We start from the raw sequence: 25238 nt of genomic DNA, 5'->3' as shown, positions 1-25238 counted from the left end.
CAATGCTTGGGAAATCAGGGTTTCTCAAGCGACCACAAGTCGCTTTCGATGCTTTCGAACCTTTCTTTAAGGAGCGTCTGCGTGTCGAAAATCGCCCTGTTGTAATAATGCGGCGCCACTTCGGTGGTAAACAGCTCAAGAATCTCGGCGACCTCGAACGAGCCCAGCTTGAGCTCGAAGCGGTCCTCCATGAATCGCTTGATCTTGTCAGTAGCCTCACGCTCCTGCTCGGGCGCGAGGTTCAAGATCGGCGGCTTCGGTTTCCTGGCCATTTACCAGCGACCATCCCACGCGGCGAAGTTCTGCAGCAATTGCAGGCCATGGGTATGGCTCTTCTCCGGGTGAAACTGCACGGCAAAGCGCGAACCATCGGCCAGCGCGGCGGCAAAGTCGACGCCGTAATGCCCGCCACCCACCACCTGGCGCGGGTTACCGGCGGCGATGTAGTAGCTGTGCACGAAGTAGAAACGCGCCATGTCCGGGATGTCGTGCCACAGCGGGTGGTCGACGGTGCGGCGCACTTCGTTCCAGCCCATGTGCGGGACTTTGAGGTGCTCGCCCTCTTCATGCAGGTCTTTGCCGAAGAACTTCACCTGGCCCGGAAACAGGCCGATGCAGTCGACTCCGCCGTTCTCTTCACTGCTGTCGAGCAAGGCTTGCATGCCCACGCAGATGCCGAGGAACGGGCGGTCCTGGCTGACTTCGCGCACCAGGCTGTCAAAACCCAGGCGGCGGATCTCGGCCATGCAATCGCGAATCGCGCCAACACCGGGGAACACCACGCGGTCGGCTTCGCGAATCACGTTGGCATCGCTGGTGATCAGCACCTTGCCGGCACCTACATGCTCAAGGGCCTTGGCCACCGAGTGCAGGTTACCCATGCCGTAATCGATAACCGCGACCGTCTGCATTACAGGACGCCCTTGGTCGACGGCATTTGCCCGCCCATGCGCTCATCGACTTCCACAGCCATGCGCAGTGCGCGGCCGAAAGCCTTGAACACGGTTTCGATCTGGTGGTGAGTGTTGGTGCCGCGCAGGTTGTCGATGTGCAGGCTGACCAGTGCGTGGTTAACGAAACCTTGGAAGAATTCCTGGAACAGGTCGACGTCAAAGCCACGGCCCACGTTCGCGCGGGTGTAAGGCACGTGCATCTGCAAACCCGGGCGACCGGAGAAGTCGATGACCACGCGGGACAGCGCTTCGTCCAGCGGGACATAGGCATGGCCGTAGCGACGGATGCCTTTTTTGTCGCCGATGGCCTTGGCAAACGCCTGGCCGAGGGTGATGCCCACGTCTTCCACCATGTGGTGGTCGTCGATGTGCAGGTCGCCTTTGCCGACGATATCCAGGTCGATCAGCCCGTGACGGGCGATCTGGTCCAGCATGTGCTCAAGAAAAGGGACACCGATATCAAATCGGGCCTTTCCGGTGCCATCCAGGTTGATCGAGGCTTTGATCTGGGTTTCCAGAGTGTCGCGCTCGACAGATGCCTTACGTTCGGCCATCACCAGCTCCGCAAAATCATTGGGCGAAAAAGGCAGCCATTATAGGGGCGCGGGCGCTAAACAGAAACAACGAAGGGGATAAGACTGACGAGTTAATCTCGGCGCCCCAGCATGGTGCGCGCGATCATTCCCACGCTCCGCGTGGGAATGCCGCCAGGAACGCTCCGCGTTCCGATCACACCGCAGGGCCCAAGCCCTGCGCAGAGGGTGACGCAGAGCGTCACGGGATGCATTCCCACGCGGGAGCGTGGGAACGATCAGCGCGGGAGCGTGGGAACGATCAGCCAACGATCAGCCACGGTATCAGTGGAACAGTACTGCGGTCTTCTGCAGGGTCACCCACACACCCCACGCCAACGGAATACCTACCACCAGCCACGCGGCAATCGCCAGCGGCTTGCTGGCGGCGGAGGCCTTCCACTCCAGCACGGTGCTCGCATCAGCACCTTTGTCATGGCCCAGCGCCTGTTCGGCGGCCAGTTCGGCATCGGTCATGAAGTACTTGTCGGCCACCGGGCGCACCAGCAGGTTGCAGATAAAGCCCAGCACCAGCAGGCCGGCGAGGATGTACAAGGTGATGTCGTAGGCCGCGGCGCGTTCAACGCCGATGCTCAACTGGTATTCACGCAGGTAGTTCACCAGCACCGGGCCCAGTACGCCCGCCGCAGCCCAGGCGGTCAGCAGGCGACCGTGGATCGCGCCGACCATCTGGGTCCCGAACAAGTCGGCCAAGTAAGCCGGGACCGTGGCAAAACCACCGCCGTACATCGACAGGATGATGCAGAACGCGGCCACAAACAGCGCCACGTTGCCCAGATGCCCCAGGTTCGGGATCAGCGCATACAGGGCAAAGCCCAGGGCGAAGAACACGAAGTAGGTGTTTTTACGCCCCAGGTAGTCAGAGAACGAGGCCCAGAAGAACCGACCACCGATGTTGAACAAGCTCAACAGGCCGGTAAAACCAGCGGCAATGGCTGCAATGGAGGCCAGTTGACCAGCATCCAGTTGACCAAATGGCACATCAACACCCAGCAACTTGCCGCCGAACACTTCCTGCAGCAGCGGCGAGGCCATGCCCAGGATGCCGATACCGGCCGACACGTTCAGGCACAGCACCAGCCATACCAGGCGGAATTGCGGGGTTTTCCACGCGACATTCACATGCACGTGACGGTGAGTGATCATCGCATTGCTGGCTTTCTTCGCTGGCGCGGTCCAGCCCTCAGGCTTCCAGCCGGTCGGGGGTACGCGATACAGCAGTGCGCCACCGATCATGAACACGAAGTAAATCGCCGCCATGACCACAAAGCTCTGCCATACACCGACGCTGGTCGGTGAAGAGAAATGGCCCATCAGCGCCGCGGCCAAAGGTGCACCCACCATCGCGCCGCCGCCAAAGCCCATGATCGCCATGCCGGTGGCCATGCCACGCTTGTCCGGGAACCACTTGATCAAGGTCGAAACGGGCGAGATATAGCCCAGGCCCAGGCCAATACCGCCAATGACCCCGGAGCCGATCCACATCAGCCAGATCTGGTGGGTATAGATACCCAAAGCCGAGATCAGCAGGCCACCACACCAGCACAGCGCGGAGACTACACCGGCCTTACGCGGCCCGGCGTGTTCCAGCCAGCCACCCCAGATCGCTGCGGAGCAGCCCAGGAAGATGAAGAACAGGGTGTAGATCCAGCCCAGCATGGAGATGGGCCAGTCGCATTGGGACGAGAAGACTTGAGCGATAAAGCCCATGTCCGGTGCGCAAGCCACTGGCGCGGTGATGCCCAGCGCCTTGGACAACGGCAGCCAGAACACCGAGAAACCGTAGGCCATGCCGATGCACAGGTGGATGGCCAGGGCGGCCGGTGGAACCAGCCAGCGGTTGAAGCCCGGCTTGGCGATGATGCGCTCCTTGGACAGGAACGCAGGCTGTGCGGCGTCAGTGCCGGCCACAGTGCTAGTGCTCATTGGTGTTTCCCCCAGTTATTGGTATGCGTCCGTCAGGCGCTCTCTCCCTCGGCCTTGCACGCAAAGCGTGGCCGTTTTGTTGAGTGGAACTCCCTTTTAGGCGCGACGTTAAGTCGCAGAAGGCGGACGAACGTGCAGAGATTAGCACCAGTGGATGACAGAAAAATCAAACTGCCACTACCTTTTTTGGATTATCTGTATTTTTCTGACGTCAAAATCCTATTTCCGCGCCCATGGATACAATGTAACGATCCGTGAACTGACGCGGGCCGTCGGGCGTTATACTCTGCGGCTACATTTTGAAATCGACATACAAGGACTCGCCCATGAAAGCGTTCGGCAAAATCCTGGGTCTGGTACTTCTCGGGCTGTTGCTGATCATTGTGGCGCTCGGCTTTGCCCTGACCCACCTTTTCGATCCCAACGACTACAAAGAAGAAATTCGCCAGATAGCCCGCGACAAGGCCCACATCGAGCTGACGCTCAATGGCGATATCGGCTGGAGCCTGTTCCCCTGGCTGGGCCTGGAGCTTCACGAAGCCAGCGTCGCGACCCTGACCGCACCGACTCAACCGTTTGCCGACTTGCAGATGCTCGGCCTGTCAGTGCGCGTACTGCCGCTGCTGCGCCGCGAAGTGCAGATGAGCGATGTGCGTGTCGAAGGCCTGAACCTGCGCCTGAACCGCGATAAGCAGGGCCATGGCAACTGGGAAGACATCGGCAAGAACCTGCCCGACGAAACCACAGGCACCCCCGCTCCCGCGCCGGTCGAACCCGTGGCTGAAACCAAGCCGGAAAAACCGCCGCAACCGATCCGCCTGGATATCGACAGCCTGACCATCAACAATGCCCGCGTCGAATACACCGATGAACAGACCGGCAAGCAGCTTAGTGCCGAGAGCATCCAGCTGAGTGCCGGTGCTATCCACGAAGGCGCCAGCATCCCGCTGAAACTCACGGCCTTCCTGGGCAGCAACCAGCCGCTGATGCGGGTCAAGACTGAGCTGAACGGCAACTTGCGCATCCAGCGTGCGCTCAAGCGTTATCAGTTCGAAGACATGCGCTTGAGTGGCGAGGCCACTGGTGAGCCGTTGCAGGGCAAGACGGTGAGTTTCTCCACCCAGGGCCAATTGCTGGTGGACCTGGCGGCCAACGTCGCCGAATGGACCAACCTGAAACTGGCGGCCAACCAACTGCGCGCCTTGGGCGAACTGAAGGCCAATGACCTGGACAAGACCCCGCAGATCAGCGGCGCCCTGTCGGTCGCCCAGTTTGACCTGGCCAAGTTTCTTGAGAGCATCGGCCACCCACTGCCTGCCATGGCCCCAGGCAGCCTGAGCAAGGTCGAGCTGGTGAGCCGCCTCAAGGGCACGCCCACCAGCGTCGCCCTGGAAGACCTGAACCTGAAGCTCGATGGCAGCACCTTCACCGGCCGCGTCGCCGTGGATGATTTCGCCAAGCAGTCACTGCGTGTGCAGCTCAAGGGCGATACTTTCAATGCCGACAATTACCTGCCGGCCAAATCCGAAGCTGCCAAAGGTGCAACCGCCGCACGCCAGGCCGAAGTACAGAGCAGCGAAGCCGGCGCCATGGCGGCAGGCGGCAACACGCCATTGCCGGAGGCGCCGACCAAAGGTGCCTGGAGCAACGACAAACTGCTGCCGCTGACGCGCCTGCGCAGCCTGGACGTGAATGCAGACCTGGCCTTTGGCGAGCTGACCCTGAGCCAACTGCCCATTCAGAACGCGGTGCTCAAAGCTTCCGGCATCGACGGGCAACTCAAGCTCGACACTCTCAGCGGCGGTCTCTACAACGGCACGTTCCAGGCTAACGGCACACTTGACGTACGCCAGGACACACCCGTGCTGGCCCTGCAAAGCCACATCAAGCAGGTGCCTGTTGAACGCATCCTGCAGGCCCAAGGGAAAACCCCGCCGGTCAAAGGCCAGCTCACCCTCGACAGCAACCTCAGCGGCCGCGGCAATAGCCAGAAAGCCCTGATCGAGAGCCTCAACGGTACCGCCAGCCTCGTGATCAACAACGGCGTGTTGCTCAATGCCAACATCGAGCAGCAGCTGTGTACCGGAATCGCCCTGCTCAACCGCAAGACCCTGAGCACCACCCCAGGCGGCAAGGACACGCCCTTCCAGGAACTGCGCGGCAACCTCACGTTCCGTAACGGCGTGGCCAGCAACCCCGACCTGAAAGTGCGTATCCCGGGCCTCACGCTCAACGGCAACGGTGATGTGGATTTGCGCGTGCTGGGCATGGACTACCGCGTGGGCATCATCGTCGAAGGCGACAAGCGCGACATGCCGGACCCGGCCTGCCAGGTCGGCGCCAACTTCCAGGGCATTGAAGTGCCGCTGCGCTGCCGTGGCCCGCTTGAGCTGGGCGCCAAGGCCTGCCGCCTGGACAAGGACGGCCTGGGCCAGGTCGCCCTCAAGGCGGCCGGCAATCGCCTTAACGAGAAGCTGGAAGAGAAGCTCGACAAGGTTAACCCCAAGCTCAAAGACGCATTGAAAGGCCTGTTCAACCGATGAGAAACGAGCAGTTTTCACAAGCGGTGCTGGACTGGTACGACCGCCATGGCCGCCACGACCTGCCCTGGCAGCAGGGCATCACCCCTTACCGGGTGTGGGTGTCGGAGATCATGCTGCAACAGACCCAGGTCAGCACCGTGCTCAACTACTTCGACCGGTTCATGGCCTCCTTGCCGACGGTCGAAGCCCTGGCCGCCGCGCCGGAAGATGAAGTGCTGCACCTGTGGACGGGCCTGGGCTACTACACCCGGGCGCGCAACCTGCAAAAGACCGCGAAGATCGTGGTGGCCGAACACGGCGGCGAATTCCCCCGCGACGTGGAGAAGCTCACCGAGTTGCCGGGTATCGGCCTGTCCACTGCTGGCGCGATTGCCAGCCTGAGCATGGGCCTACGCGCGCCGATCCTCGACGGCAACGTCAAACGCGTGCTGGCGCGCTTTACCGCCCAAGAGGGCTACCCTGGCGAACCCAAGGTGGCCAAGCAGCTGTGGGCCACCGCAGAGCGCTTCACGCCCTTTGAACGCGTCAACGCCTACACCCAGGCCATGATGGACATGGGCGCCACCCTGTGCACCCGCAGCAAACCGAGTTGCCTGTTGTGTCCGCTGGAAAAAGGCTGCGAAGCCCACATGCTCGGGCTGGAGACGCGCTATCCGATCCCCAAGCCGCGCAAGACCATCCCGCAAAAGCGCACGCTGATGCCGATGCTGGCCAACGCCGAAGGCGCCATCCTGCTTTACCGTCGCCCGTCTACGGGCTTGTGGGGCGGCTTGTGGAGCTTGCCGGAGCTGGACGACCTGCAAGACCTGGATCACCTCGCCAACCAGCACGCGCTGGCGCTGGGCAAGCATCAGGAACTGCCAGGGCTGGTCCACACCTTCAGCCACTTCCAGCTGGCCATCGAACCCTGGCTGGTCCAGGTTGAGGAATCCGCCCATCACGTGGCCGAGGCCGACTGGCTCTGGTATAACCTCGCCACCCCGCCGCGCCTGGGCCTTGCCGCCCCGGTGAAAAAACTGCTGAAGCGCGCGGCCGATGTATTGAACGCAGGAGTTTCGTCATGACCCGCACCGTTATGTGCCGCAAGTACAAAGAAGAACTGCCAGCCCTGGAACGCCCTCCGTACCCAGGTGCCAAGGGCCAGGACATCTACGACCACGTCTCCGCCAAAGCCTGGGGCGACTGGTTGAAACACCAGACCCTGCTGATCAACGAAAAGCGCCTGAACATGATGAATGCCGAAGACCGTAAATACCTGGCCGGCGAAATGGACAAGTTCTTTTCCGGCGAGGAATACGCCCAGGCTGAAGGCTACGTCCCACCTGCTCAATAATTGATCAAAAACCGGGGTTGGCACGTAAGCGACGGTAATAATTAAATATTTTTTGAAAACTTGCTTGACGACCCCCTGAAAAACCCGTTTAATGCGCCCCGTTGCCCAGATAGCTCAGTCGGTAGAGCAGGGGATTGAAAATCCCCGTGTCGGCGGTTCGATTCCGTCTCTGGGCACCAAAATACCGAAAAACCCCAAGGAAGCAGTTCCTTGGGGTTTTTTATTGCCTGCGATTCAACCGGCTTCAGGTCCCGAAGCCGAAACGATCTGCGCGGGCCTGATTTAAATGGCCAAGCTCAAAGCGCCCTCAGACCAGCTGAGTCGTCGGCGACGCCAGTTCCCCTCGCACGGGTACCCCAAGCACGCTTGCGTTCCCCTGAGCAGCCTTCAGGCCGTAGCGTCTACTCTGCCTGGTGCTCGCCGAAGCGGAGGCCGTGCGACCTCTTCGAGTGACAGAGCGACGACGAGGTACTCGCGCCGAAGGCAACGCCGTGTGAGAGATGCTGCCTGACAATACGCTGAGCGCATCTTCAACCTGACGCCGGGCCAACCTGACATTGACGTCCATCGCATTCGTCCAGAAGTACGTGCCGGTGGCCAGGCTGCCAAGTACCGAGACATGCGGCCAGGCCTCACCGGCTGCACCCACCAACCTTCCTGTCTCGAAGTCCAGCTCAAAGCCGCCGAACTCATTGGGCTTGGCCAGCTTGCGACGGAGCAGATTCACCACGAGCGGCACGTCAGAGTGTTCCACCTGAACGGAGTACCCGGTGGCGTTGATGACATACTCACTCTCGATGACGGTACGGAATGCACTGCGACGGTCGTCAATGCGCGTCTCAAAGACCTTTGAAGCCTCGTTGTAAGTGACCTGGCTGACGCCGCCGAGCACCAGTATGCGGTCAGCCTTCAGCAACGCCTGCAACTTATGGGCGTTTTTGACCGGCACCGAGACGCGGTAAGAAGACCAGAGACTGCCGAATGTCGTCTGGAATACCTGCTTGTCGTCGCGGGACAGACGGTGCCAGACGTAGTCGATAATGGAGTTGGTCGAGTAAATGACCGACTGCCACAGGCGCTCGGCATTGTCTGCCTGCATGATCTCGGACGTTATGTAGTCCAACACACCGGCGCCCGAATTCAAGATGCGCTTCAAGTCCAAGGCGTCACCGGTAACCTCCTCGATCTCACGCAGCAACATCGTAAAAACGTCATGCAGCTTGAGCTGACCACCATTTACATCACAGAAGTTATCGATGTGGGCTCGGGTCAGATGCGTCAGTGTATGAGGCCGATTAAAGGTGCCGCGCACACTGGGCAGGCGGCCGGTGCGCGATGCCATGACAATTTTCCCCTGGTGCCCGGCTTCCGTCAGTGAGAGCACCGTGTCAATGGCCGACAGCCCGGTCCCTAGCACACACACCGATGCGTTGGCCGGTATGTTGCGTACCATGTCCCGTGTCGGGTATGGGGTGCGCACGAAGCCAGCCACATCATTGAGCTGAGTAAACCGCGTGGATGGCAGGTTTCCCATGCTGAGCACAACCCGATCCGCCACGTAAGCCACGCCGCTCTCGGTATCAATGCAAGGGCGCTGGTCAGACAGTGAGATCAAGTCTGTGACGGTTGAGGTCACTGCGGTGACCTTAATGCCATGGGCGCGGGCCACGGCCATCGTCTGCTCATACTGATGTGCCAGGTATCTGCCGAACAGGCTGCGCGGCAGGAAGGCGTGATCGTCGATGACTGTTTGTGGAAAATCTACCGCCTGATCTGCGCCATGCTGTTCCAGCCAGCGAATAAAATGCCGCTTGTCGCCTGCTACCGCAGACATGGCGTCGGCTCGCGTGTTGAGCAAGTTGCACTCAAAGTCGTCCTGGTACGCATAACCCGGCCCAGGTGTTTTCTGTGACTCAAAGATCAGCACATCCAAATGATGACTCAGCCCCTGACGAACAGCTTCATCAATGAGTTGCGTAAAATATGCAACGCCGACAGAACCACCGCCCACTATGGCAATTGTTATTTTTTTCATGGTGTTTTCCAAAACGCGTAGTGCGAAGAATGAAGAGCCATCAATGAAATGATGAGTTAGTCACGCGAACGCCAGTACTTGTCCGTGACAGAGAGCGGCTGATGGAGAAAAATCGACGCGGGCATCAACTCCACGTGGTCAGCCACGATGATATCGGCCGTACTGCGAGCCAGAATATCGCGCTCGATGTCGATACCCGGCGCAACTTCCTTGAGTATCAAGCGGCCGTCCTTCAATACGAGCACAGCCCGTTCGGTGATGAACAGAATCGGGCAGTTGCGCGATTGGGCATGTGCGGCATTGAAGCTCATGTGCTCAACGGCCTGGATAAACTTGGTGATATCCCCTTCACGCTCAATGCTTAACTGCCCGGATTCAAACCCCAGCTCCAGACCACCGGCCGTGAAGGTTCCACAAAACACTACGCGCTTGGCGCTTTGCGAAATGTTGATAAAACCACCGACACCGTTGAGCCGCCCGCCGAATCGACTGATGTTGACATTGCCACCGCTGTCGGCCTGACCAAACCCGAGGAAAGCCAGATCGATACCGCCACCGTCATAGAAGTCGAACTGGCTGGCTTGATCGAGGATCGCTTGAGGGTTGCTCGAGGCGCCGAATGACAGCCCGCGCGCAGGCGTCCCACCGATAACCCCTGACTCGACAGTAAGCACATGGGCGGAGCAGCGCTCCTCGCTCGCCACCCTTGCAATGAACTCTGGGGTGCCAATACCCAGGTTAACGATCGGCGCGTTGTACCGGGCTATTTCATACAGGGCTCGGCGCGCGACGATTTTTTTGGCGCACAGCGGTAACGGCGTGACGGCGGTATCAGAGCGTGACCGCCCGGTATAGGTGTTGTTTCTGACCTCACCGTAGGTTTGCCAATGCGTGTCTGGCGTGGATAAAACCAGATAATCCACAAAGATCCCCGGAATACGGATGGTCTGAGGATCAAGCGAGTTACGGTCGACCAATTCCATCACTTGCACGATGACGATACCGCCGCAATTGTGAACGGCCTGCGCCTGGGCGAGGCTGTCCTGAAAGTTGGCTTCGTCCTCCATGCTGATATTGCCGTCGACATCTGCTCGGCTTCCGCGCAAAAAGGCGACATTGATGGGCATCGACGGATAGAAAAGTTCTTCACGCCCCCCAACGTTTACCACTGAGATCAGCTCTTCAGTCGTAGCCGGGCCGACTTTGCCCCCCTCCTGCCTGGGGTCGATGAAGGTGTGCAAGCCGATCCCTGAGAGCACCCCACTTTTGCCCCCGGCGATTGAGCGGAACAAGTGGCTTATCACGCCCTGAGGCCAGTTGTGCGCTTGGATTTCACCACGCAGTGCCATCTGGCCTATCGACGGCGCAAGCGCCCAGTAGCCTCCGATCACCTTTTTCAGCAGGCCTTTGACAGCCAATTGATTGAGCCCACGGCTGGCCTTGTCACCCTGCCCGGCCGCAAAAACCAGGGTCAGGTCAGATGGCTGTGCGGTAGCGGCAAAGCGCGCCGCCAGTGCTTCGGTGAGCAAGTCAGGGTGCCCGCAACTGCCGAACCCCCCAGTGGTAATCGTGCAGTTATCGGGTACCAGGGCGGCCGCCTGGCTGGCGGTAATGACGCGCTTTGGCTCCATTACGTAATCACTGCCGAACGAGGCCGCTGCGAGCGCAGCTCCCGGGGCCGCCTGGACGTTGAAGCCGCTATTGAGGGCGCCCATCATGCCTGCGCCTGCGCCAGGGAAACGGTCTGCACGGGCTTTTCCCACACCACCAGGAAGGTGCAGCCCTCATCGCTCCACAGCGCATGCTCACTGTCAGGCGGGCAGACTTCAAGCGTGCCGGCTGGGTGTGCACCGGCATCGTTATGCAGCACGCCATCGAGCACGAAAATCAGTTCGTAGCCAGGATGAAGGTGGCGTTGGGTACGGGCACCCGGCTGATAACGTACCAGGGCCGCTGATGGGCCATCCACTTCCGGGCCTTGGTACAAATGCACGATGTCGGTCTTGGTTCGGCCATTGGCGGTATAAGGCACCCACGGCAAGGCTTCTTTGCTGCGTACTGCGTTGAGTACATCTTTAAGGATTTGTCCGGTATGCATGATACTTCCTTGTTCGCTGGATAAAGAGGCGTTAGATAGGGGGGGTTAAACGTTGAGTTCACTTCTTGACATGGGTGCACGCATAAACAGCCAGTGCGGTAATCGCAAAACCCACTGCGTTAATTGCACTGAACGATTCACCGAGGAATACAAAGCCCATTAAGGCTGTGACTGCGGGAATAAGATGGAACAGGCCTGCTACTTTGCTCGCCTCACCTTTGCGCATGAGAATGTAGAGGATGCTGATAGCGCCAATAGAGTTGACCAGTGACAACCAGCCGGACGCGAAGATCATCGTTGGGGTCCACTGAACCGCGAGGTTTTCAAAGTGGTCGGCGAGAAAGAACATCACGAAAGAGGCCGTGGCCAACTGAATAAAACCGCCGGTGCGCAAGTCCATGCCGGTGCAGTATTTTTTCTGATACAGGCTGCCGGCCGTGATGCCAACCAGTGCCAGCACTACGCACAAGTAACCTGTCAGGCTCGCCGTTGCACTTACACCCAGCTGTTCATAGACCACCAGGGCCACACCGAACAATCCGCCCACCAAGCCGAGCCACTCAACACGACTGACCTTTTCGTTAAGAAACCGGGTGGCGCCCAACGCGGTAAACACCGGCATCGTACCGACAATCAGCGCGGCCACAGCAGCCGACACGCCCAGATCCAGCCCCATGTACAAGCCAGCAAACTGAAGCGCCTGGATCAGGATACCCACCACCACCAGATGGCCGAACTGAGCGCGGGATTTCGGCCACGGTGCTTTAGTCGCAAGCGCCACGCCCAGCAGGATCAGCGCGGCACTGGCAAAGCGAATGAAGATCAGGGTGTAGGGCCCGACAAAGGGGAGTGCCACTTTGCCAACGACATAACCGGAACTCCACATGACGATGAAGAGCAAAGGCAGTAGAGTGGCGGGCAGGGCAATATTGAAACTTCTGGTCAGGGCTTTCATGAATCCTCCAAGGTTTAACCGCTAGAGAATTCAAAGTATTTAACCCACCCGCTGCGCACAATACGGCCAAAAAGAACAAGCCTGTGTCCTCTGGAGAAACAATGGAATCTTTCTCAGATAATATTTCGGATGTCTTTGTTTTCGTTAAAGTTGTCGAACTGAAAAGTTTCTCCAAAGCGGCCCGTTTCTTCGGTTCGACCACCTCAACCGTCAGCAAACAAATGCGCAGGCTTGAGGAAACGCTCGGGGCCAAGTTGTTAAACCGCACCACGCGAAGCCTCGCGCTCACAGAAGCGGGAGAACTTGCCTATCAGCACGGTGTTCGGATTACCGAGGAAACCAGCGCATTACTCAACTCTGTCGAAAGCCTGCAATCAGCACCCCGAGGCCACCTTCGGGTCACCACATCGGTTGCCTTTGGCAATCTCCACTTGAGCAACCTGGTTGGGCAATTCCTCAACGCCTACCCCGATATCAGCGTCACGCTCTCTTTGAGCGACCGCTATGTGGATATTGTCGAAGAGGGGTTCGATATTGCGATACGTCTGACCAGTACGCCCGTTGACAGTTTTATAGCCCGACGCTTAGCCAAACTCGACTACGTGTTATGTGCAACACCCGGTTATTTAAGCAGCCACTCCCCCATCGCCACTCTCGGTGATTTGGCCGCACATAACTGCTTGATCAATGGCCTGGCGCGGGAAGCATCCTGGCGTTTTCTTCGCGACGGCGAAGTGACCGAAGTGCGCGTATCAGGGCGTTTCTGTGTCAACAGCAGTGAGTCTGTGAGGCAGGCCGTGATGGAAGGTGTGGGCATAGGCTTGCTGCCCACGTTCTCCATCGCCGACGATTTGCGCAAGGGCAGCCTTAGCGTGATTTTGCCCAAGTACATTGCAGAGGGTACGTTCGGCGACAGCATTCATGCGATTTTCTTGCCGAGCAAGTTTGCCGTACCCAAGTTGCGGGTCTTTGTGGACTTCCTGATCGAGAAATTCGAAGACGGTGGTGGATGGTTGCCAGCCCCGCAGAAGGCTGAATAACCACGGGTGCCATGACGATCAAGACCGCTGCCCTGTATCCTTAGTGGCCTAGTGCCTGCGATTGGCAGAGGGAAGCCATCAGGCTTTTATCATCCGTGCTGGTTATTTTTCTCTGGGTTCAATCGTTCAGCCTTTACCCAAATCTCAGTTGTAAGGTTTTTTCATGACCCGCTTCTTGCTTTGCACCCTATTAATACTGACCGCCCTGCTCAGTGGGTGTGCCACGCAGTTGGACGTAGCAATCAACGCAACGCCTGATCCCGACTACCACTTTGACCGCCAGGCAACCGTGCTGGTGACCTCCACTGGCGGCAGTGATGAAAACTCGCTCAATGCCCGCTACTACCTGCGCGACATGGTTCGCGCCATGCAGGACCAGGGCTTTCGCAACGTCTATACCGACACCACACTGCCCAAGAACCATGCACCGATCAAAATGACCGTCACCCTGGATGTCGACAGCAAGCAGGTGACGTATCGCTACACCGCCACCGAATACGGGCAAGTGGCAAACAGCACCACCACCCAATGCAAGAAGAACAAGAAAAAGACCGACCAACTGACCTGCACCAGCACCCCAAACACTTCCTACGGCCCGGTAGGGACCTCGGAGCGCACCGGCTACACCACGCTCACCACCTTCCGGGTCACCGCTCGCGATGAAGCGAGCAGGCGTGCGGTCTACCTGCTACGGGCGTCGTCCTATAACGACGACTGCCAAGCCGCCAAGGTAGAAGCCTTTCTGGTACAGCAGGGTTTGCAGAACCTGAATTTCCAGGACCGTGTGCAGCGCAATTACACGGTCACGATGCCTGAAAGCTTCCGTTGCAAGTAATCAGCTGCTCGGCAGGCCCTTGGCTCAAGGGCCTCCTTACTTGAGCAAAAACACCATCAACGGGTTGTCATTCAAGCGCCCTTGATAGCTCGGTGCCAGGTGCTCCACCGGCGACCCCTTCAACAGCGCAGTCTCCTTGCGCGACACAATCACCCAGGAAGGCCGGGGCAGCACCGCCAGCTTCTCAAGCTCGCGACGCCCGACAAACAGCGGCTGTTCATCGTGATCCAGGTTCATCATGTAGCGCACAGCCCAGGTATCTCGCGCCAGGTCGACAAACACCAAAGGGCCCGGCTGCGCCTCACGCAACGCCTCCACCTGGCTGACAAACCGCCGAGTATCGAATTGCAGGTCCTTGGCCGGCTCTATCACCGTCACCAGCAACAGCCATTGCGCCACCAGCGCGATCAGACTGAGCCACACCAACCGCCATGCTCGCCGCCAGGCAATCAACGCCGCGATTTGCAGCACCACCAACGCGCCGATCATCAACGGCAAGGAAATCTGCGGCCAGTAGCCCTGCTTGTGCCAGGCGTGTCGGCACACAAACAACACCACCACGCATAACGTTGGCAGCGCCGCGACCAGCCACTCGTAGCCACGGCGCACGCGCACCAGCCAGCCTTGCGCATGCAGTAGCCCAAAGGCTGCGACCGCCGCGAACATCGGCACCATCGGCAAAATGTAATAAGCGCGCTTGAAGTGCGGTACCGACAGGCCGAGCAGAATCATCAAGCCGCAGCCCCCCAACCGCACCAGCAATTGCAGGTGCTCATTGGCCCAGCGTTCGGGCCAGCGATGGCGCAACGCAACCAGGGTCGCAAATGCCAGCGGCACCACCGGAAAGTAGCGGTACAAGCTCAGTTGGAAATAGAAGTAGAACGGCTCACCAGACTCATCCAGACGCCCGCCGACTTGCATCTTGAAGACTTCATCGGCGAACGCATCGCCGCCACTGAACCGCGCAAGCTTCATCAGTAGCCACCAGCACGCAGCGAGTAACACCAAGCCGACAACGCCGTGGATCAGCACCTGCCGGACACGCTCCCCAGGCTTGCCCAGCGCCCAATAAACACACACCACAGCGCAGACCTCAATCAACCCCAGTGGCCCACGTATCGCGAAACCCAGGACGAACAACGGGAACACCGCCAGTTGCCGCAGCCGTGACCCAAGGTGTTCGCCGGTGTGCAGCAGGTAGAAACTGGCCACGCATAACAACGCGACCATCTGGTCCAGGCACACCGAGCGCGACTTTTCGAGCAACTGGGCGGTGAGCAGAGTCAGTAACACCGTCAGCAGCGCCCAGGCACGGCTGTAGGGCGCCAGCAGGCGGTACATCAGCGCAATCACCCCCGCCGATGCGAGCGCCGTGGGCAGCACGTTTGCCAAGTGGTTCGGCGCGTCAAACAAGCGGGCAAATAAATAACTGAAGAAAGTCGCGGTGCCGGGGTAATCCGCGTAAGGCTGGCCGTAGGTGGTGGGGAAAAGACTCGCGCCATGGCGATACATTTCCTGCATGAACAGCGCCCAACGCCCGTCAAAACCCTGGGGCTGCTGATCCCAGATGCCCACTGTGAATAACAAGAGAGCGACCAGGAAAATACCCAGTGACTCCAGGCGAAAACGGTTGCGGTGATCCATCGGGTGACCTGTCAGGTGGGAAGCGCTGGCGTATGGTGCCGAACGCGCCCCTGAATGGCGCCTGAACAGACCTGAACATTCACGCAGTTACCGGCTGGTGGGCCACACCACTGCCGGGATCAGGCGAACGTAGAGCAATTCGGCAACCAGTTCGATCAGGGTCTGCAGGATCACCACCGTTGCGGCCAAGCCGCGCACATCCTCCGGCAGCGCCAGCGCCAATGGCAAAACCACCAGCGAGTTACGGGTCGACGCACTGAAGGTCACCGCCCGCGCCGTCAACGCCGGCAGTGCGAACAGCCGTGCGGCCACAATGCCCATCAGCGGCGCCAGCAATACAAAGGCCACGTAGACCGGAATGACTGGCAGTAACACATTGATATCCCGCACCACTGCCGTGATGTGCGAAGCCAGCACTACAAACAACACCAAGGCCATCGCTGGCACCGGCAACCAGGCCCAGGCGCTGTTCCAAAGGCTAATGGCGCTCGACCGCCGCGCGAAAGCGCTGGTCACAACCGCCAGAAGCATCGGCACCACAATCAGCCCCACGAACGCCTCGACAAAAGGCCCTGCAGCCACCACCACGGAGGATTGCTCGCCCAACATCAGCCCCAGGTAGACCGGCAACAACAGCAGTTGCAGCAACAGCAGCAGCGGTGTTGCCGCCAGCATCGACCGCGAGTCGCCCTTGCCGATATGGGTAAACACCACCACATAGTCGATACAGGGCGTCAGCAACACCAGCAGAGCGCCCACCAGCAATGCCGGGCGCTCCACCAGGCCGCGGGTCAACCCCCACACCAGCACAGGCACCAGGATGAAATTGGCCAGAAGCAAGGCCGCCATGAAGCGCTTGTTGCCCAAGCCTTGGCGCAGCTCAAGAAAGGGGATCTGCAAAAACATCGCATACATCAGCACGGCGATAGCAGGTGTCACCCAAAGGCTGAGGCCCTGCGCCGACAAGGGCCAGAGCAGGCCAAACGTGACGGCCACAAATACGGCAACGAAGTAGATCGGGACCTGATGGTGTTCCAGGGTGTCGCGGGTCATGGGCGGGCTCTGGTGGGTCATTAGACTGTCAGCCTAAGTACCCGCGCAGAGAAGGTCGAGCACTACAGCAGTCACTGCCGCCCGAGAAACCCTTGGGATTTACCCCAACCTGCGCTTCAATACACCCTCTAGACCCAAACCCCAAGGACGTCGAGCCCATGGCCTCGCCAAACAAGCAGCAAAAACGCGCCCACCGGGCAAAAGCCAAGGCCAAGCAAAACCGCACCCAGCGCGCCGTGGCGCCCAAGCCAGATGCTTTCGCGGGCGACGACAGCCGCATCGACCTTGAGTCGGTGGATTTGACTGAGCTGTTCGTCCAAATGCGTGCCGCCGGCGAGATCAGCCAGCAGGCGCTGTGTGCGGTATTCCTGGCGCACCCGTTGCTGGCGCTGGTGCTGGAGCAGGAAGGCGAAGAGGAAGCGACCGACTTTATCCTGGCGGCGCTGATCGAGTATCGGCAGTGGGCGACGGACAGCGATGATGAGGCCGCCGCGCTGGCGTGGATTGAGTCGCCGCAGTTCCAGGCCGATTACGTGGCGGCGTCCCAGGCCCTGGCCAACGCCCCCGACTGACACAAAATAAAAATGTGGGAGCGGGCTTGCCCGCGATGGCGGAGTGTCAGGCGACGAATACATCGACTGGCAGTCCGTCATCGCGGGCAACCCCGGCTCCCACATTGTTTTGTGGCGCCCTATTCACCGTATCTCGTCAGTTAAGCGCCGCAGCCCCCACTCTTTGAGCCTTGCGACGGCTAGCCACTACCAACCCCGCCAATACCACCAGCAAGCTCAGAACCCCGGTGGCGATGATCTCGACCCGGTGCGCTTCCTGGAACAGCATGATGGTCAACGTACCGACGATAAACACCATTACCGCGTACGTCAGGCCTGGGAACAGCCACATCTTGAAGACGATCTTCTCGCCCGCCGCCGTACGCTTCTGGCGCATGCGCAGCTGCGACACGGCAATCACCAGGTACACCAACAACGCGATGGCGCCAGAGCTGGCCAGCAGGAATTCGAACACCGCCGCCGGGGCGACGTAGTTAGCGAATACCGCCAGGAACGCAGCACCGGTAGACAGCAACACCGCCCAGTAAGGCGTGCCGCTCTTGTTGGTACGCTTGGCCACGGCCGGTGCGTCACCTCGACGGCCCAGGGAGAACAGCATGCGCGAGGCGGTGTACAGCGCCGAGTTGAGGCAGCTGGTCACGGCAACCAGCACCACCAGGTCGACAATCAGCTTGGCGTTCGGAATGCCCATGCGTTCCAGCACGGTCTGGTAGGAACCTACGGCCGCCAGGGTCGGATCGTTCCAAGGCACCAGGGACACCACGATGAAGATCGACAACAGGTAGAACAAGCCAATCCGCCAGATCACCGAATTGGTGGCCTTGGTGATTTGCTGGCCCGGGTTCTTCGATTCGGCGGCGGCGATGGTGACAATCTCGGTGCCCATGAACGAGAACATGGTGGTCAGGATCGCCGCCAATACCGCGCCCATGCCGTTGGGCATGAAACCTTGGGTATCGAACAGGTGCGAAACGCCGCTGACCTGGCTGGTGGGCAAGAAGCCGAAGATCGCGGCCAGGCCGAGGATCACAAAGCCGACGATGGCCACGACTTTGATCAACGCGAACCAGAACTCGAATTCACCGTAGTTTTTCACGCTGAACAGGTTGGTTGCGGTGAGCAACAAGGTAATCACCAGGGTGAACACCCAGATCGCCACGTCGGGGAACCAGGCGTGCAGGATGGTCGCCGCCGCGTTGGCTTCCAGCGGAATCACCAGCACCCAGAACCACCAGTACAGCCAGCCGATGGTGAAACCGGCCCAGTGGCCGATGGCCCGGTCGGCATAGGTAGAGAACGAACCGGTATCGGGTGACGCAACGGCCATCTCGGCCAGCATGCGCATCACCAAGACCACCAGCGTGCCGGCGGCTGCATAGGCCAACAGTACAGCCGGGCCGGCAGCAGCGATCGCATGGCCGGAGCCGACAAACAAACCGGCGCCGATGACACCGGCAATCGACAGCATGGTGACGTGACGCGGTTTGAGCCCCTGTTCGAGGTCATTGGAGCTTTGCGTACTACTCATTGACACACCTTTGCGAGGAATTGCGAAAACGGTTCGCCCGGCTTGCAGCCTTTCTCGTGAAAATAATCCAACAGGGCGTTCTTTATTTTTTACGCAAGATTTGCGCCAAAATATTTCATAGCCACAGTTGACGGGGGCTGTAGGACAATTCGCAACCTATCGCAAGTCATTGAGAACAATGGCATTCCGCTATAGCGTTACCGTGCGACCCACATTCACGACGTACCGACGCACCAAAAACACACACAAAAAGTACGTGACGCCCCATAAGCGGGCTGATATGGACCGTTTGCCCGGTTAACCCTTCCAACACCCGGCCAAAGCTGGCACCATCGCGCCCTTTTTTACGCGAAGCCTGTGGATCTTTCCGGGTCAAACGTCTGTAGGTTGTTGATGGCGCGACACACTGCTGCGCCGATGCGACACCCTGCCGCAGACCATCGGTTAACCGTCCGCAGCGCTGTTGGCTGTCATCCAAACGCTATGCTAGCTTGGCGCCTCGCCAGGAAGGCGGCCCAACAGCGAAGATCGCAACGAACACAATGAGGACCGCACATGGCCCAGGCCACGCCCGCGCTTGAAATCCGCAACTTGCATAAACGCTATGGTGAGCTTGAGGTACTCAAAGGTATCTCGCTGACCGCTCGCGACGGCGATGTGATCTCGATCCTGGGTTCCTCAGGTTCCGGCAAGTCCACCTTCCTGCGTTGCATCAACCTGCTGGAAAACCCGCACCAGGGCCAGATCCTGGTGGCCGGCGAAGAACTCAAGCTCAAGGCCGCGAAAAACGGCGAGCTGATGGCCGCCGACGGCAAGCAGATCAACCGTCTGCGCAGCGAAATCGGTTTTGTGTTTCAAAACTTTAACCTCTGGCCGCACATGAGCATCCTCGACAACATCATCGAGGCCCCTCGGCGCGTACTCGGCCAAAGCAAGGCTGAAGCAATAGAAGTGGCCGAGGCCTTGCTGGCCAAGGTCGGTATTGCCGACAAGCGTCACGCCTACCCCGCGCAACTCTCTGGCGGCCAACAACAACGCGCGGCGATTGCGCGTACCTTGGCGATGCAGCCTAAAGTCATTCTGTTCGACGAGCCGACTTCTGCGCTTGACCCGGAAATGGTCCAGGAAGTACTTAATGTGATCCGCGCACTGGCCGAAGAAGGCCGCACCATGCTGCTGGTCACCCACGAAATGGGCTTTGCTCGTCAGGTATCCAGCGAAGTGGTGTTTTTGCACCAGGGCCTGGTCGAAGAGCAAGGATCGCCACAGCAGGTGTTTGAAAACCCGCTTTCGGCGCGCTGCAAACAATTCATGTCCAGCAACCGCTAACGGAGCAACATGCATGCAGAACTATAAAAAATTCCTTCTGGCCGCGGCCGTCTCGATGGCGTTCAGCGCCACGGCCATGGCAGAAACCTTGAAGATGGGGATCGAAGCGGCTTACCCGCCGTTCAACAATAAAGACGCCAGCGGCAATGTCGTCGGCTTCGACAAGGACATCGGCGACGCCCTGTGCGCCAAGATGAAAGTCGAGAAGTGCGAAGTGTATGTGTCCGACTGGGACGGCATCATCCCGGCCCTGAACGCCAAGAAGTTCGACTTCCTGGTGTCCTCGCTGTCGATCACCGACGAGCGCAAGCAGGCGGTTGACTTCACCGACCCGTACTACTCGAACAAGCTGCAGTTCATTGCGCCCAAAGCCACGGCAGACTTCAAGACCGACGCCGCTTACCTGAAAGGCAAGGTGATCGGTGCACAGCGCGCAACGCTGGCTGGTACCTACCTGGAAGACAAGCTGCCGGACACCGAAGCCAAGCTCTACGACACTCAGGAAAACGCCTACCTCGACCTGACCTCCGGTCGCCTAGACGGCATCCTGGCTGACAAGTACGTGCAGTACGAATGGCTCAAGAGCAAAGACGGTTCGGCCTATGAATTCAAAGGCGACCCGGTAGTAGAAAGCGACAAGATCGGTATCGCCGTACGCAAGGGCGACCCATTGCGCGAGCGCCTGAACAAAGCCCTGGCAGAGATCAAGGCAGACGGCACCTACAAGAAGATCAACGACAAGTACTTCCCGTTCAGCATCGAATGATCTGAACGACCTGCCCGACGCGCTCCTGTGAGCGCGTCGGCTTTTAGCAATGCCTGCCGCGATATGAAAACACCATGAATTTCGATCTCTACGGATTCGGCCCGGCCCTCGCCGCCGGCGCGCTGATGACCGTCAAACTGGCGCTCACGGCCCTGTGCCTGGGGCTGGTGCTCGGCCTTGCCGGCGCCTTGGCCAAGACTTCGCCATACAAGCCGCTGCAATGGCTGGGCGGTGCGTATTCGACCATCGTTCGCGGTATTCCCGAATTACTGTGGGTGCTGCTGATTTACTTCGGCACCGTCAACCTGATGCGCGCCCTGGGTGAGTTTTTTGGCAACCCCGACCTGTCGCTGAGTGCCTTCGCCGCCGGCGTCATCGCCCTGGGCCTGTGCTTCGGCGCCTACGCAACGGAAGTGTTTCGCGGCGCGATTCTCGCCATTCCCAAGGGCCACCGCGAAGCCGGCGTGGCGTTGGGGCTGTCGAAGTTTCGGATTTTCACCCGGCTGATCATGCCGCAGATGTGGCGTATCGCCCTGCCGGGCCTGGGCAACCTGTTCATGATCCTGATGAAAGACACCGCACTGGTGTCGGTGATCGGCCTGGAAGAAATCATGCGCCACGCGCAAATCGGCGTGACCGTGACCAAGCAGCCATTCACTTTCTTCATGGTCGCGGCGTTCATGTACCTGGGCCTGACCGTACTGGCGATGACCAGCATGCACTTCCTGGAAAAACGCGCCGCCCGCGGCTTTGCAAGGAGCACCCAATGAGCGGCGACTACAGCTGGTTATCGCACTTTGACCTGGGCCTGAACTGGGCCGTGATCATCAAGTGGCTGCCGAAGTTGGCCCAGGGCGCCACACTGACCCTGGAGCTGGTGGCAATCGCCGTGATCGCCGGCCTGCTGCTGGCGATCCCACTCGGCATCGCCCGCTCTTCGCGCCGCTGGTACGTGAGCGCCCTGCCCTACGGCTACATTTTCTTCTTTCGTGGCACGCCGCTGCTGGTGCAGTTGTTCCTGGTGTATTACGGCTTGGCGCAGTTCGACGCCGTGCGCAACAGCTTCATGTGGCCGTACCTGCGAGACCCGTTCTGGTGCGCCACCGCCACCATGACCCTGCACACCGCCGCCTATATTGCCGAGATCCTGCGCGGTGCGATCCAGGCCATTCCGCCTGGCGAAATCGAAGCGGCGCGCGCCCTGGGCATGTCCAAGCCCAAGACGCTGTTCTACATCATCCTGCCCCGCGCCTCGCGCATCGGCCTGCCGGCCTACAGCAACGAAGTGATCCTGATGCTCAAGGCCAGCGCCCTGGCCAGCACCGTGACTCTGCTGGAACTGACCGGCATGGCGCGCACCATCATTGCCCGCACCTACCTGCCGGTCGAGATCTTCTTCGCCGCCGGGCTGTTCTACCTGCTGATGGCCTACGTACTGGTACGCGGCTTCAAACTGCTGGAAAAATGGCTGCGCGTCGATGCATGCCAAGGACGTTGAGGCACGCTTCCAGGCACTGGATGCATTCCTGACCGAACACCAAGGGCTGTGGCGACCACGGCCCTTTACCCAGCTGCAGTTGCCCTGGGAAACCGTGCACCCAGCCTTATCCCAATGGCTGCGCCAGCGCTCGCTGGCCGAGGCCGAAGCCAGTCACAACCACCCCCACGACCTGCCCGCGCCCGCGCCTTTTCCACAACTGGCCGCTGACGCGCTGCGCCTCGGCACTGTGGATAAGTTGCCCACACACGCCCTTGAACCCGCTCGCCATCGCCTGAATGTCGACGTGCCCGGGCGCAAATGGCAACAGATCGAAGCCTTCGGCGCCGCGCTGACCTTTTCCCAAACGCCCGCCCACTGGCTGGACTGGTGCGCCGGCAAAGGCCACCTAGGCCGTCGCCTGCTGCAACCCGGCCAACATCTGACCTGCCTGGAATACGACCCCGCCCTGATCGCCTCCGGCCAAGCCTTGAGTGATCGCCACGGCCTGCCCGCAACCCATCATCTGCAAGACGTAATGGCGGATGTCGCGATCCAGCCCGAACACACACCCGTCGCCCTGCACGCCTGCGGCGACCTGCACGTGCGCCTGCTGCAACTGGCCAGCGCCGCCGGCTGCAAACAACTGGCATTAGCGCCCTGCTGCTACAACCGCATCACCGCCGACAGTTATCAGGCCCTTTCCGCCGCCGGGCGCGCCTCATTGCTACAGCTGTCGATTGATGACCTGGGCCTGCCCCTGAGCGAAACCGTCACCGCCGGCAACCGCGTACGCCAACAACGAGACACCTCCATGGCCCGGCGCTTGGGCTTTGACCAACTGCAACGGCAACTGCGGGGCTGCGACGACTACCTGCCAACACCCTCCCTGCCCGCCAGTTGGCTGAACAAACCCTTTGCCGACTATTGCCAGGAATTGGCAAGCCTCAAAGGCTTATCCACAGGCGAACAGGATTGGCCGGCACTTGAGGCCCACGGCTGGCAGCGCCTGGCCGAGGTGCGCAACCTGGAAATCGTGAGAGGCTTGTTTCGACGCCCATTGGAACTGTGGTTGGTGCTGGATCGGGCACTGTTTATGGTGGAACAGGGCTACAACGTCGAGGTCGGCAGCTTCTGCGAATCGTCGTTGACCCCGCGCAACTTGATGGTGCTGGCCGAGCGCCAATAAAGGGCAAAAAATCCTACACACGACCTGTGGATAACTCTGTTGATGAATTCTTTACAGAGGCCGTAGATACCGGCCCTTCACGCCAAAAGCCAATCTGGTCATTTTTTGTTCACAAAATAAAGTGCACACAAAACAGGCAGTTGCAGCGTGTTGAGAACTGCTGCACAAAATGGCTGTTTCGTGACAGCTGTTACCAACCGATTGTGCATAAGCATCTGGTGCCAGGCGCATAACGGGCGCTTTATGCGGGCTGTTTTGGCGTGTTCGGCAAGGGGGTAAAGCTCGTTGGACATCTGGTTAGGAGGGGGTCTGGAACCTATTGGTCTTGATCTGCTGCGCGAGCTGGAGCCGAACTTTGCGTGTGCTTTTCAACCTGTGAAGACACGGGGGAAACGCGCTAATCGCGAGAAACCTTCGATTTTGCAAAAATAGTCAGAATTCAGGGGTTTACAGAACCTTTCCAATCGCTATAATCGTCGCCCTAACACGCCGGTATAGCTCAGTTGGTAGAGCAACTGACTTGTAATCAGTAGGTCCCGGGTTCGACTCCTGGTGCCGGCACCATACAAGGTTCCAGAGAAAGCTTTCAAAATCTCTGGAACCCGCGAAAAACCCGCCTTCTGGCGGGTTTTTTCGTTTTGGCGTTTCGCCTGCCCCCCCTGACCTGCAGCTTGCGATTTCTTGAAACGAATCCGCGCTCCAGCCTGCCGCCCATGCCAATCCAGCTACGGTATAGTCCCGCCCCTCCTTGGCGAAGATGCCAAGACCAGTTTTCAGGATTAAGGGAACGTCGGATGGGCGGCAAACCGAGGCCTGATCCTTCTATTGTCAGCGGTTTCAGAGTCGCGTATGTAGAGGGTGGCCGTAAGTATTACTTTGATGCCGTAGAGCAACGTTACTACTCATGGGATTCGCTTCACGGCGAGTTTGAAGTCTTCGACCGACGTGGCTTTCACCTGGGTTCGGTCTGCCCTGAAACCGGGCTTGCTTTGAAACCTGCCGTCCGCGGACGAAGGATCAAACCGAACTGAGAGGTTCATATGAATTTTGTAGAGCTTTGCCTTAAAGGCGATGTGCTGGAAGAAGAGATCGACCAATTCGTCGAGGACTGGCACGAGGGTCGTCAAGGTGCCGACATGCAATTGCATGAATATCTGGGCATGAAGTGGGAAGAGTACCAACTGTGGTCAACCACCCCGTCGGTCTTACCTTTTGTATTGACTGCCCACAAGTACGGCACCTCTCTTAAGGACCAACTCGATCAAGACAAATTTGCGATTGCTGCGCGCGCGCGATCGGTCGCTGAAGCGACCAAAGTCGAAGCCTGGCTACGTAGCGTGGGCAAGATCTAGTGACCCCAGAAGAGAAA

At 59.4% G+C, this 25238-nt stretch carries 24 protein-coding genes and 2 tRNA genes; 15 read left to right on the top strand and 11 right to left on the bottom strand.

The window, feature by feature from the left end; genetic code table 11:
* Nucleotides 1–14: 14 nt before the first annotated feature.
* The 4 genes from E1K68_RS02490 to E1K68_RS02475 all read right to left on the bottom strand — a co-directional run bounded on the left by E1K68_RS02490 (nt 15) and on the right by E1K68_RS02475 (nt 3472).
* On the bottom strand, nt 15–272 hold the full coding sequence (locus E1K68_RS02490; protein ID WP_032894032.1) for a DUF2164 domain-containing protein: 258 nt from the start codon (nt 270–272) through the stop codon (nt 15–17).
* Complete coding sequence (gene hisH, locus E1K68_RS02485; protein WP_003187782.1) at nt 273–911, bottom strand: imidazole glycerol phosphate synthase subunit HisH; 639 nt, start codon at nt 909–911, stop codon at nt 273–275. It lies immediately after the preceding gene.
* Nucleotides 911–1507 carry an imidazoleglycerol-phosphate dehydratase HisB gene (gene hisB / locus E1K68_RS02480; RefSeq protein WP_003187781.1) on the bottom strand — a complete coding sequence of 199 codons (597 nt, stop codon included), beginning with the start codon at nt 1505–1507 and terminating at the stop codon, nt 911–913. The genes hisH and hisB overlap by 1 nt, the downstream gene beginning before the upstream one ends.
* Before the next feature lie 303 nt (nt 1508–1810).
* Nucleotides 1811–3472 carry an OFA family MFS transporter gene (locus E1K68_RS02475; protein WP_003187780.1) on the bottom strand — a complete coding sequence of 554 codons (1662 nt, stop codon included), beginning with the start codon at nt 3470–3472 and terminating at the stop codon, nt 1811–1813.
* A 326-nt stretch (nt 3473–3798) separates the two neighbouring features.
* On the opposite strand from E1K68_RS02475, the gene E1K68_RS02470 reads away from it, so the two are divergent.
* The 4 genes from E1K68_RS02470 to E1K68_RS02455 all read left to right on the top strand — a co-directional run bounded on the left by E1K68_RS02470 (nt 3799) and on the right by E1K68_RS02455 (nt 7527).
* A complete protein-coding gene (locus tag E1K68_RS02470) occupies nt 3799–6015 on the top strand; it encodes an AsmA family protein (RefSeq protein ID WP_094774382.1) in 2217 nt (738 codons plus the stop codon).
* Entirely contained in the window at nt 6012–7079 is a 1068-nt protein-coding gene (gene mutY, locus E1K68_RS02465; RefSeq protein WP_192002188.1) for an A/G-specific adenine glycosylase, read from the top strand. The genes E1K68_RS02470 and mutY overlap by 4 nt, the downstream gene beginning before the upstream one ends.
* On the top strand, nt 7076–7348 hold the full coding sequence (locus E1K68_RS02460) for an oxidative damage protection protein (protein WP_017529562.1): 273 nt from the start codon (nt 7076–7078) through the stop codon (nt 7346–7348). The genes mutY and E1K68_RS02460 overlap by 4 nt, the downstream gene beginning before the upstream one ends.
* Before the next feature lie 103 nt (nt 7349–7451).
* Nucleotides 7452–7527, top strand: a tRNA-Phe gene (locus E1K68_RS02455).
* A 128-nt stretch (nt 7528–7655) separates the two neighbouring features.
* Here the strand turns inward: E1K68_RS02455 and E1K68_RS02450 are convergent.
* Genes E1K68_RS02450 through E1K68_RS02435 form a run of 4 tightly spaced genes read right to left on the bottom strand, consistent with a single transcriptional unit; the run spans nt 7656 to nt 12436 of the window.
* On the bottom strand, nt 7656–9383 hold the full coding sequence (locus tag E1K68_RS02450; protein WP_212613745.1) for an FAD/NAD(P)-binding protein: 1728 nt from the start codon (nt 9381–9383) through the stop codon (nt 7656–7658).
* A gap of 56 nt (nt 9384–9439) precedes the next feature.
* Nucleotides 9440–11098, bottom strand: coding sequence for a CoA-transferase (locus E1K68_RS02445; RefSeq protein ID WP_244858770.1), 1659 nt, complete (start codon nt 11096–11098; stop codon nt 9440–9442).
* Nucleotides 11098–11481, bottom strand: coding sequence for a cupin domain-containing protein (locus E1K68_RS02440; protein ID WP_032894038.1), 384 nt, complete (start codon nt 11479–11481; stop codon nt 11098–11100). Before E1K68_RS02440 ends, E1K68_RS02445 begins: the two co-directional genes overlap by 1 nt.
* Nucleotides 11482–11539: 58 nt before the next feature.
* Entirely contained in the window at nt 11540–12436 is an 897-nt protein-coding gene (locus E1K68_RS02435) for an EamA family transporter (protein ID WP_032894039.1), read from the bottom strand.
* Nucleotides 12437–12537: 101 nt separating this feature from the next.
* On the opposite strand from E1K68_RS02435, the gene E1K68_RS02430 reads away from it, so the two are divergent.
* Entirely contained in the window at nt 12538–13476 is a 939-nt protein-coding gene (locus E1K68_RS02430) for a LysR family transcriptional regulator (RefSeq protein ID WP_003187767.1), read from the top strand.
* A gap of 163 nt (nt 13477–13639) precedes the next feature.
* Entirely contained in the window at nt 13640–14311 is a 672-nt protein-coding gene (locus tag E1K68_RS02425; RefSeq protein ID WP_003187766.1) for a hypothetical protein, read from the top strand.
* 36 nt (nt 14312–14347) lie between these two features.
* Here E1K68_RS02425 and E1K68_RS02420 read toward each other — a convergent pair whose 3' ends face one another.
* Both E1K68_RS02420 and E1K68_RS02415 read right to left on the bottom strand, forming a co-directional pair.
* A complete protein-coding gene (locus E1K68_RS02420; RefSeq protein WP_212613744.1) occupies nt 14348–15955 on the bottom strand; it encodes a glycosyltransferase family 39 protein in 1608 nt (535 codons plus the stop codon).
* Nucleotides 15956–16042: 87 nt separating this feature from the next.
* On the bottom strand, nt 16043–17008 hold the full coding sequence (locus E1K68_RS02415) for an arsenic resistance protein (protein WP_212613743.1): 966 nt from the start codon (nt 17006–17008) through the stop codon (nt 16043–16045).
* A 158-nt stretch (nt 17009–17166) separates the two neighbouring features.
* Between E1K68_RS02415 and E1K68_RS02410 the strand changes: the two genes are divergently transcribed.
* Nucleotides 17167–17580 (top strand): hypothetical protein, encoded by a 414-nt coding sequence (locus tag E1K68_RS02410; protein WP_169913079.1) that lies wholly within the window; start codon nt 17167–17169, stop codon nt 17578–17580.
* Nucleotides 17581–17716: 136 nt separating this feature from the next.
* On the opposite strand, the gene gabP is transcribed toward E1K68_RS02410, so the two are convergent.
* Nucleotides 17717–19108 (bottom strand): GABA permease, encoded by a 1392-nt coding sequence (gabP, locus tag E1K68_RS02405; protein WP_003187762.1) that lies wholly within the window; start codon nt 19106–19108, stop codon nt 17717–17719.
* A 555-nt stretch (nt 19109–19663) separates the two neighbouring features.
* Here gabP and E1K68_RS02400 point away from each other — a divergent pair.
* From E1K68_RS02400 to E1K68_RS02365, 8 genes are all read left to right on the top strand, one after another.
* A complete protein-coding gene (locus tag E1K68_RS02400) occupies nt 19664–20437 on the top strand; it encodes an ABC transporter ATP-binding protein (protein ID WP_003187760.1) in 774 nt (257 codons plus the stop codon).
* A gap of 13 nt (nt 20438–20450) precedes the next feature.
* Entirely contained in the window at nt 20451–21203 is a 753-nt protein-coding gene (locus E1K68_RS02395; protein ID WP_003187758.1) for an ABC transporter substrate-binding protein, read from the top strand.
* Between the two features lie 74 nt (nt 21204–21277).
* Nucleotides 21278–21973 carry an ABC transporter permease gene (locus E1K68_RS02390; RefSeq protein ID WP_005783890.1) on the top strand — a complete coding sequence of 232 codons (696 nt, stop codon included), beginning with the start codon at nt 21278–21280 and terminating at the stop codon, nt 21971–21973.
* Nucleotides 21974–22011: 38 nt separating this feature from the next.
* Complete coding sequence (locus E1K68_RS02385) at nt 22012–22701, top strand: ABC transporter permease (RefSeq protein WP_032803763.1); 690 nt, start codon at nt 22012–22014, stop codon at nt 22699–22701.
* The gene (locus tag E1K68_RS02380) at nt 22682–23869 is read left to right on the top strand and encodes a methyltransferase (protein WP_212613742.1); all 1188 of its coding nucleotides are present in this window, start codon (nt 22682–22684) and stop codon (nt 23867–23869) included. Before E1K68_RS02385 ends, E1K68_RS02380 begins: the two co-directional genes overlap by 20 nt.
* A gap of 488 nt (nt 23870–24357) precedes the next feature.
* Nucleotides 24358–24433, top strand: a tRNA-Thr gene (locus tag E1K68_RS02375).
* A 149-nt stretch (nt 24434–24582) separates the two neighbouring features.
* Nucleotides 24583–24900 (top strand): colicin E3/pyocin S6 family cytotoxin, encoded by a 318-nt coding sequence (locus E1K68_RS02370; RefSeq protein ID WP_338131843.1) that lies wholly within the window; start codon nt 24583–24585, stop codon nt 24898–24900.
* Nucleotides 24901–24909: 9 nt separating this feature from the next.
* A complete protein-coding gene (locus E1K68_RS02365) occupies nt 24910–25221 on the top strand; it encodes a hypothetical protein (RefSeq protein WP_003187751.1) in 312 nt (103 codons plus the stop codon).
* Nucleotides 25222–25238 lie beyond the last annotated feature (17 nt).

It is taken from the genome of Pseudomonas sp. B2021, assembly GCF_018135665.1.
In the GTDB taxonomy this organism is placed as follows: domain Bacteria; phylum Pseudomonadota; class Gammaproteobacteria; order Pseudomonadales; family Pseudomonadaceae; genus Aquipseudomonas; species Aquipseudomonas lactis.
Note: the sequence above shows the minus strand (reverse complement) of the source record. Positions and strands in the feature narration are given on the sequence as shown.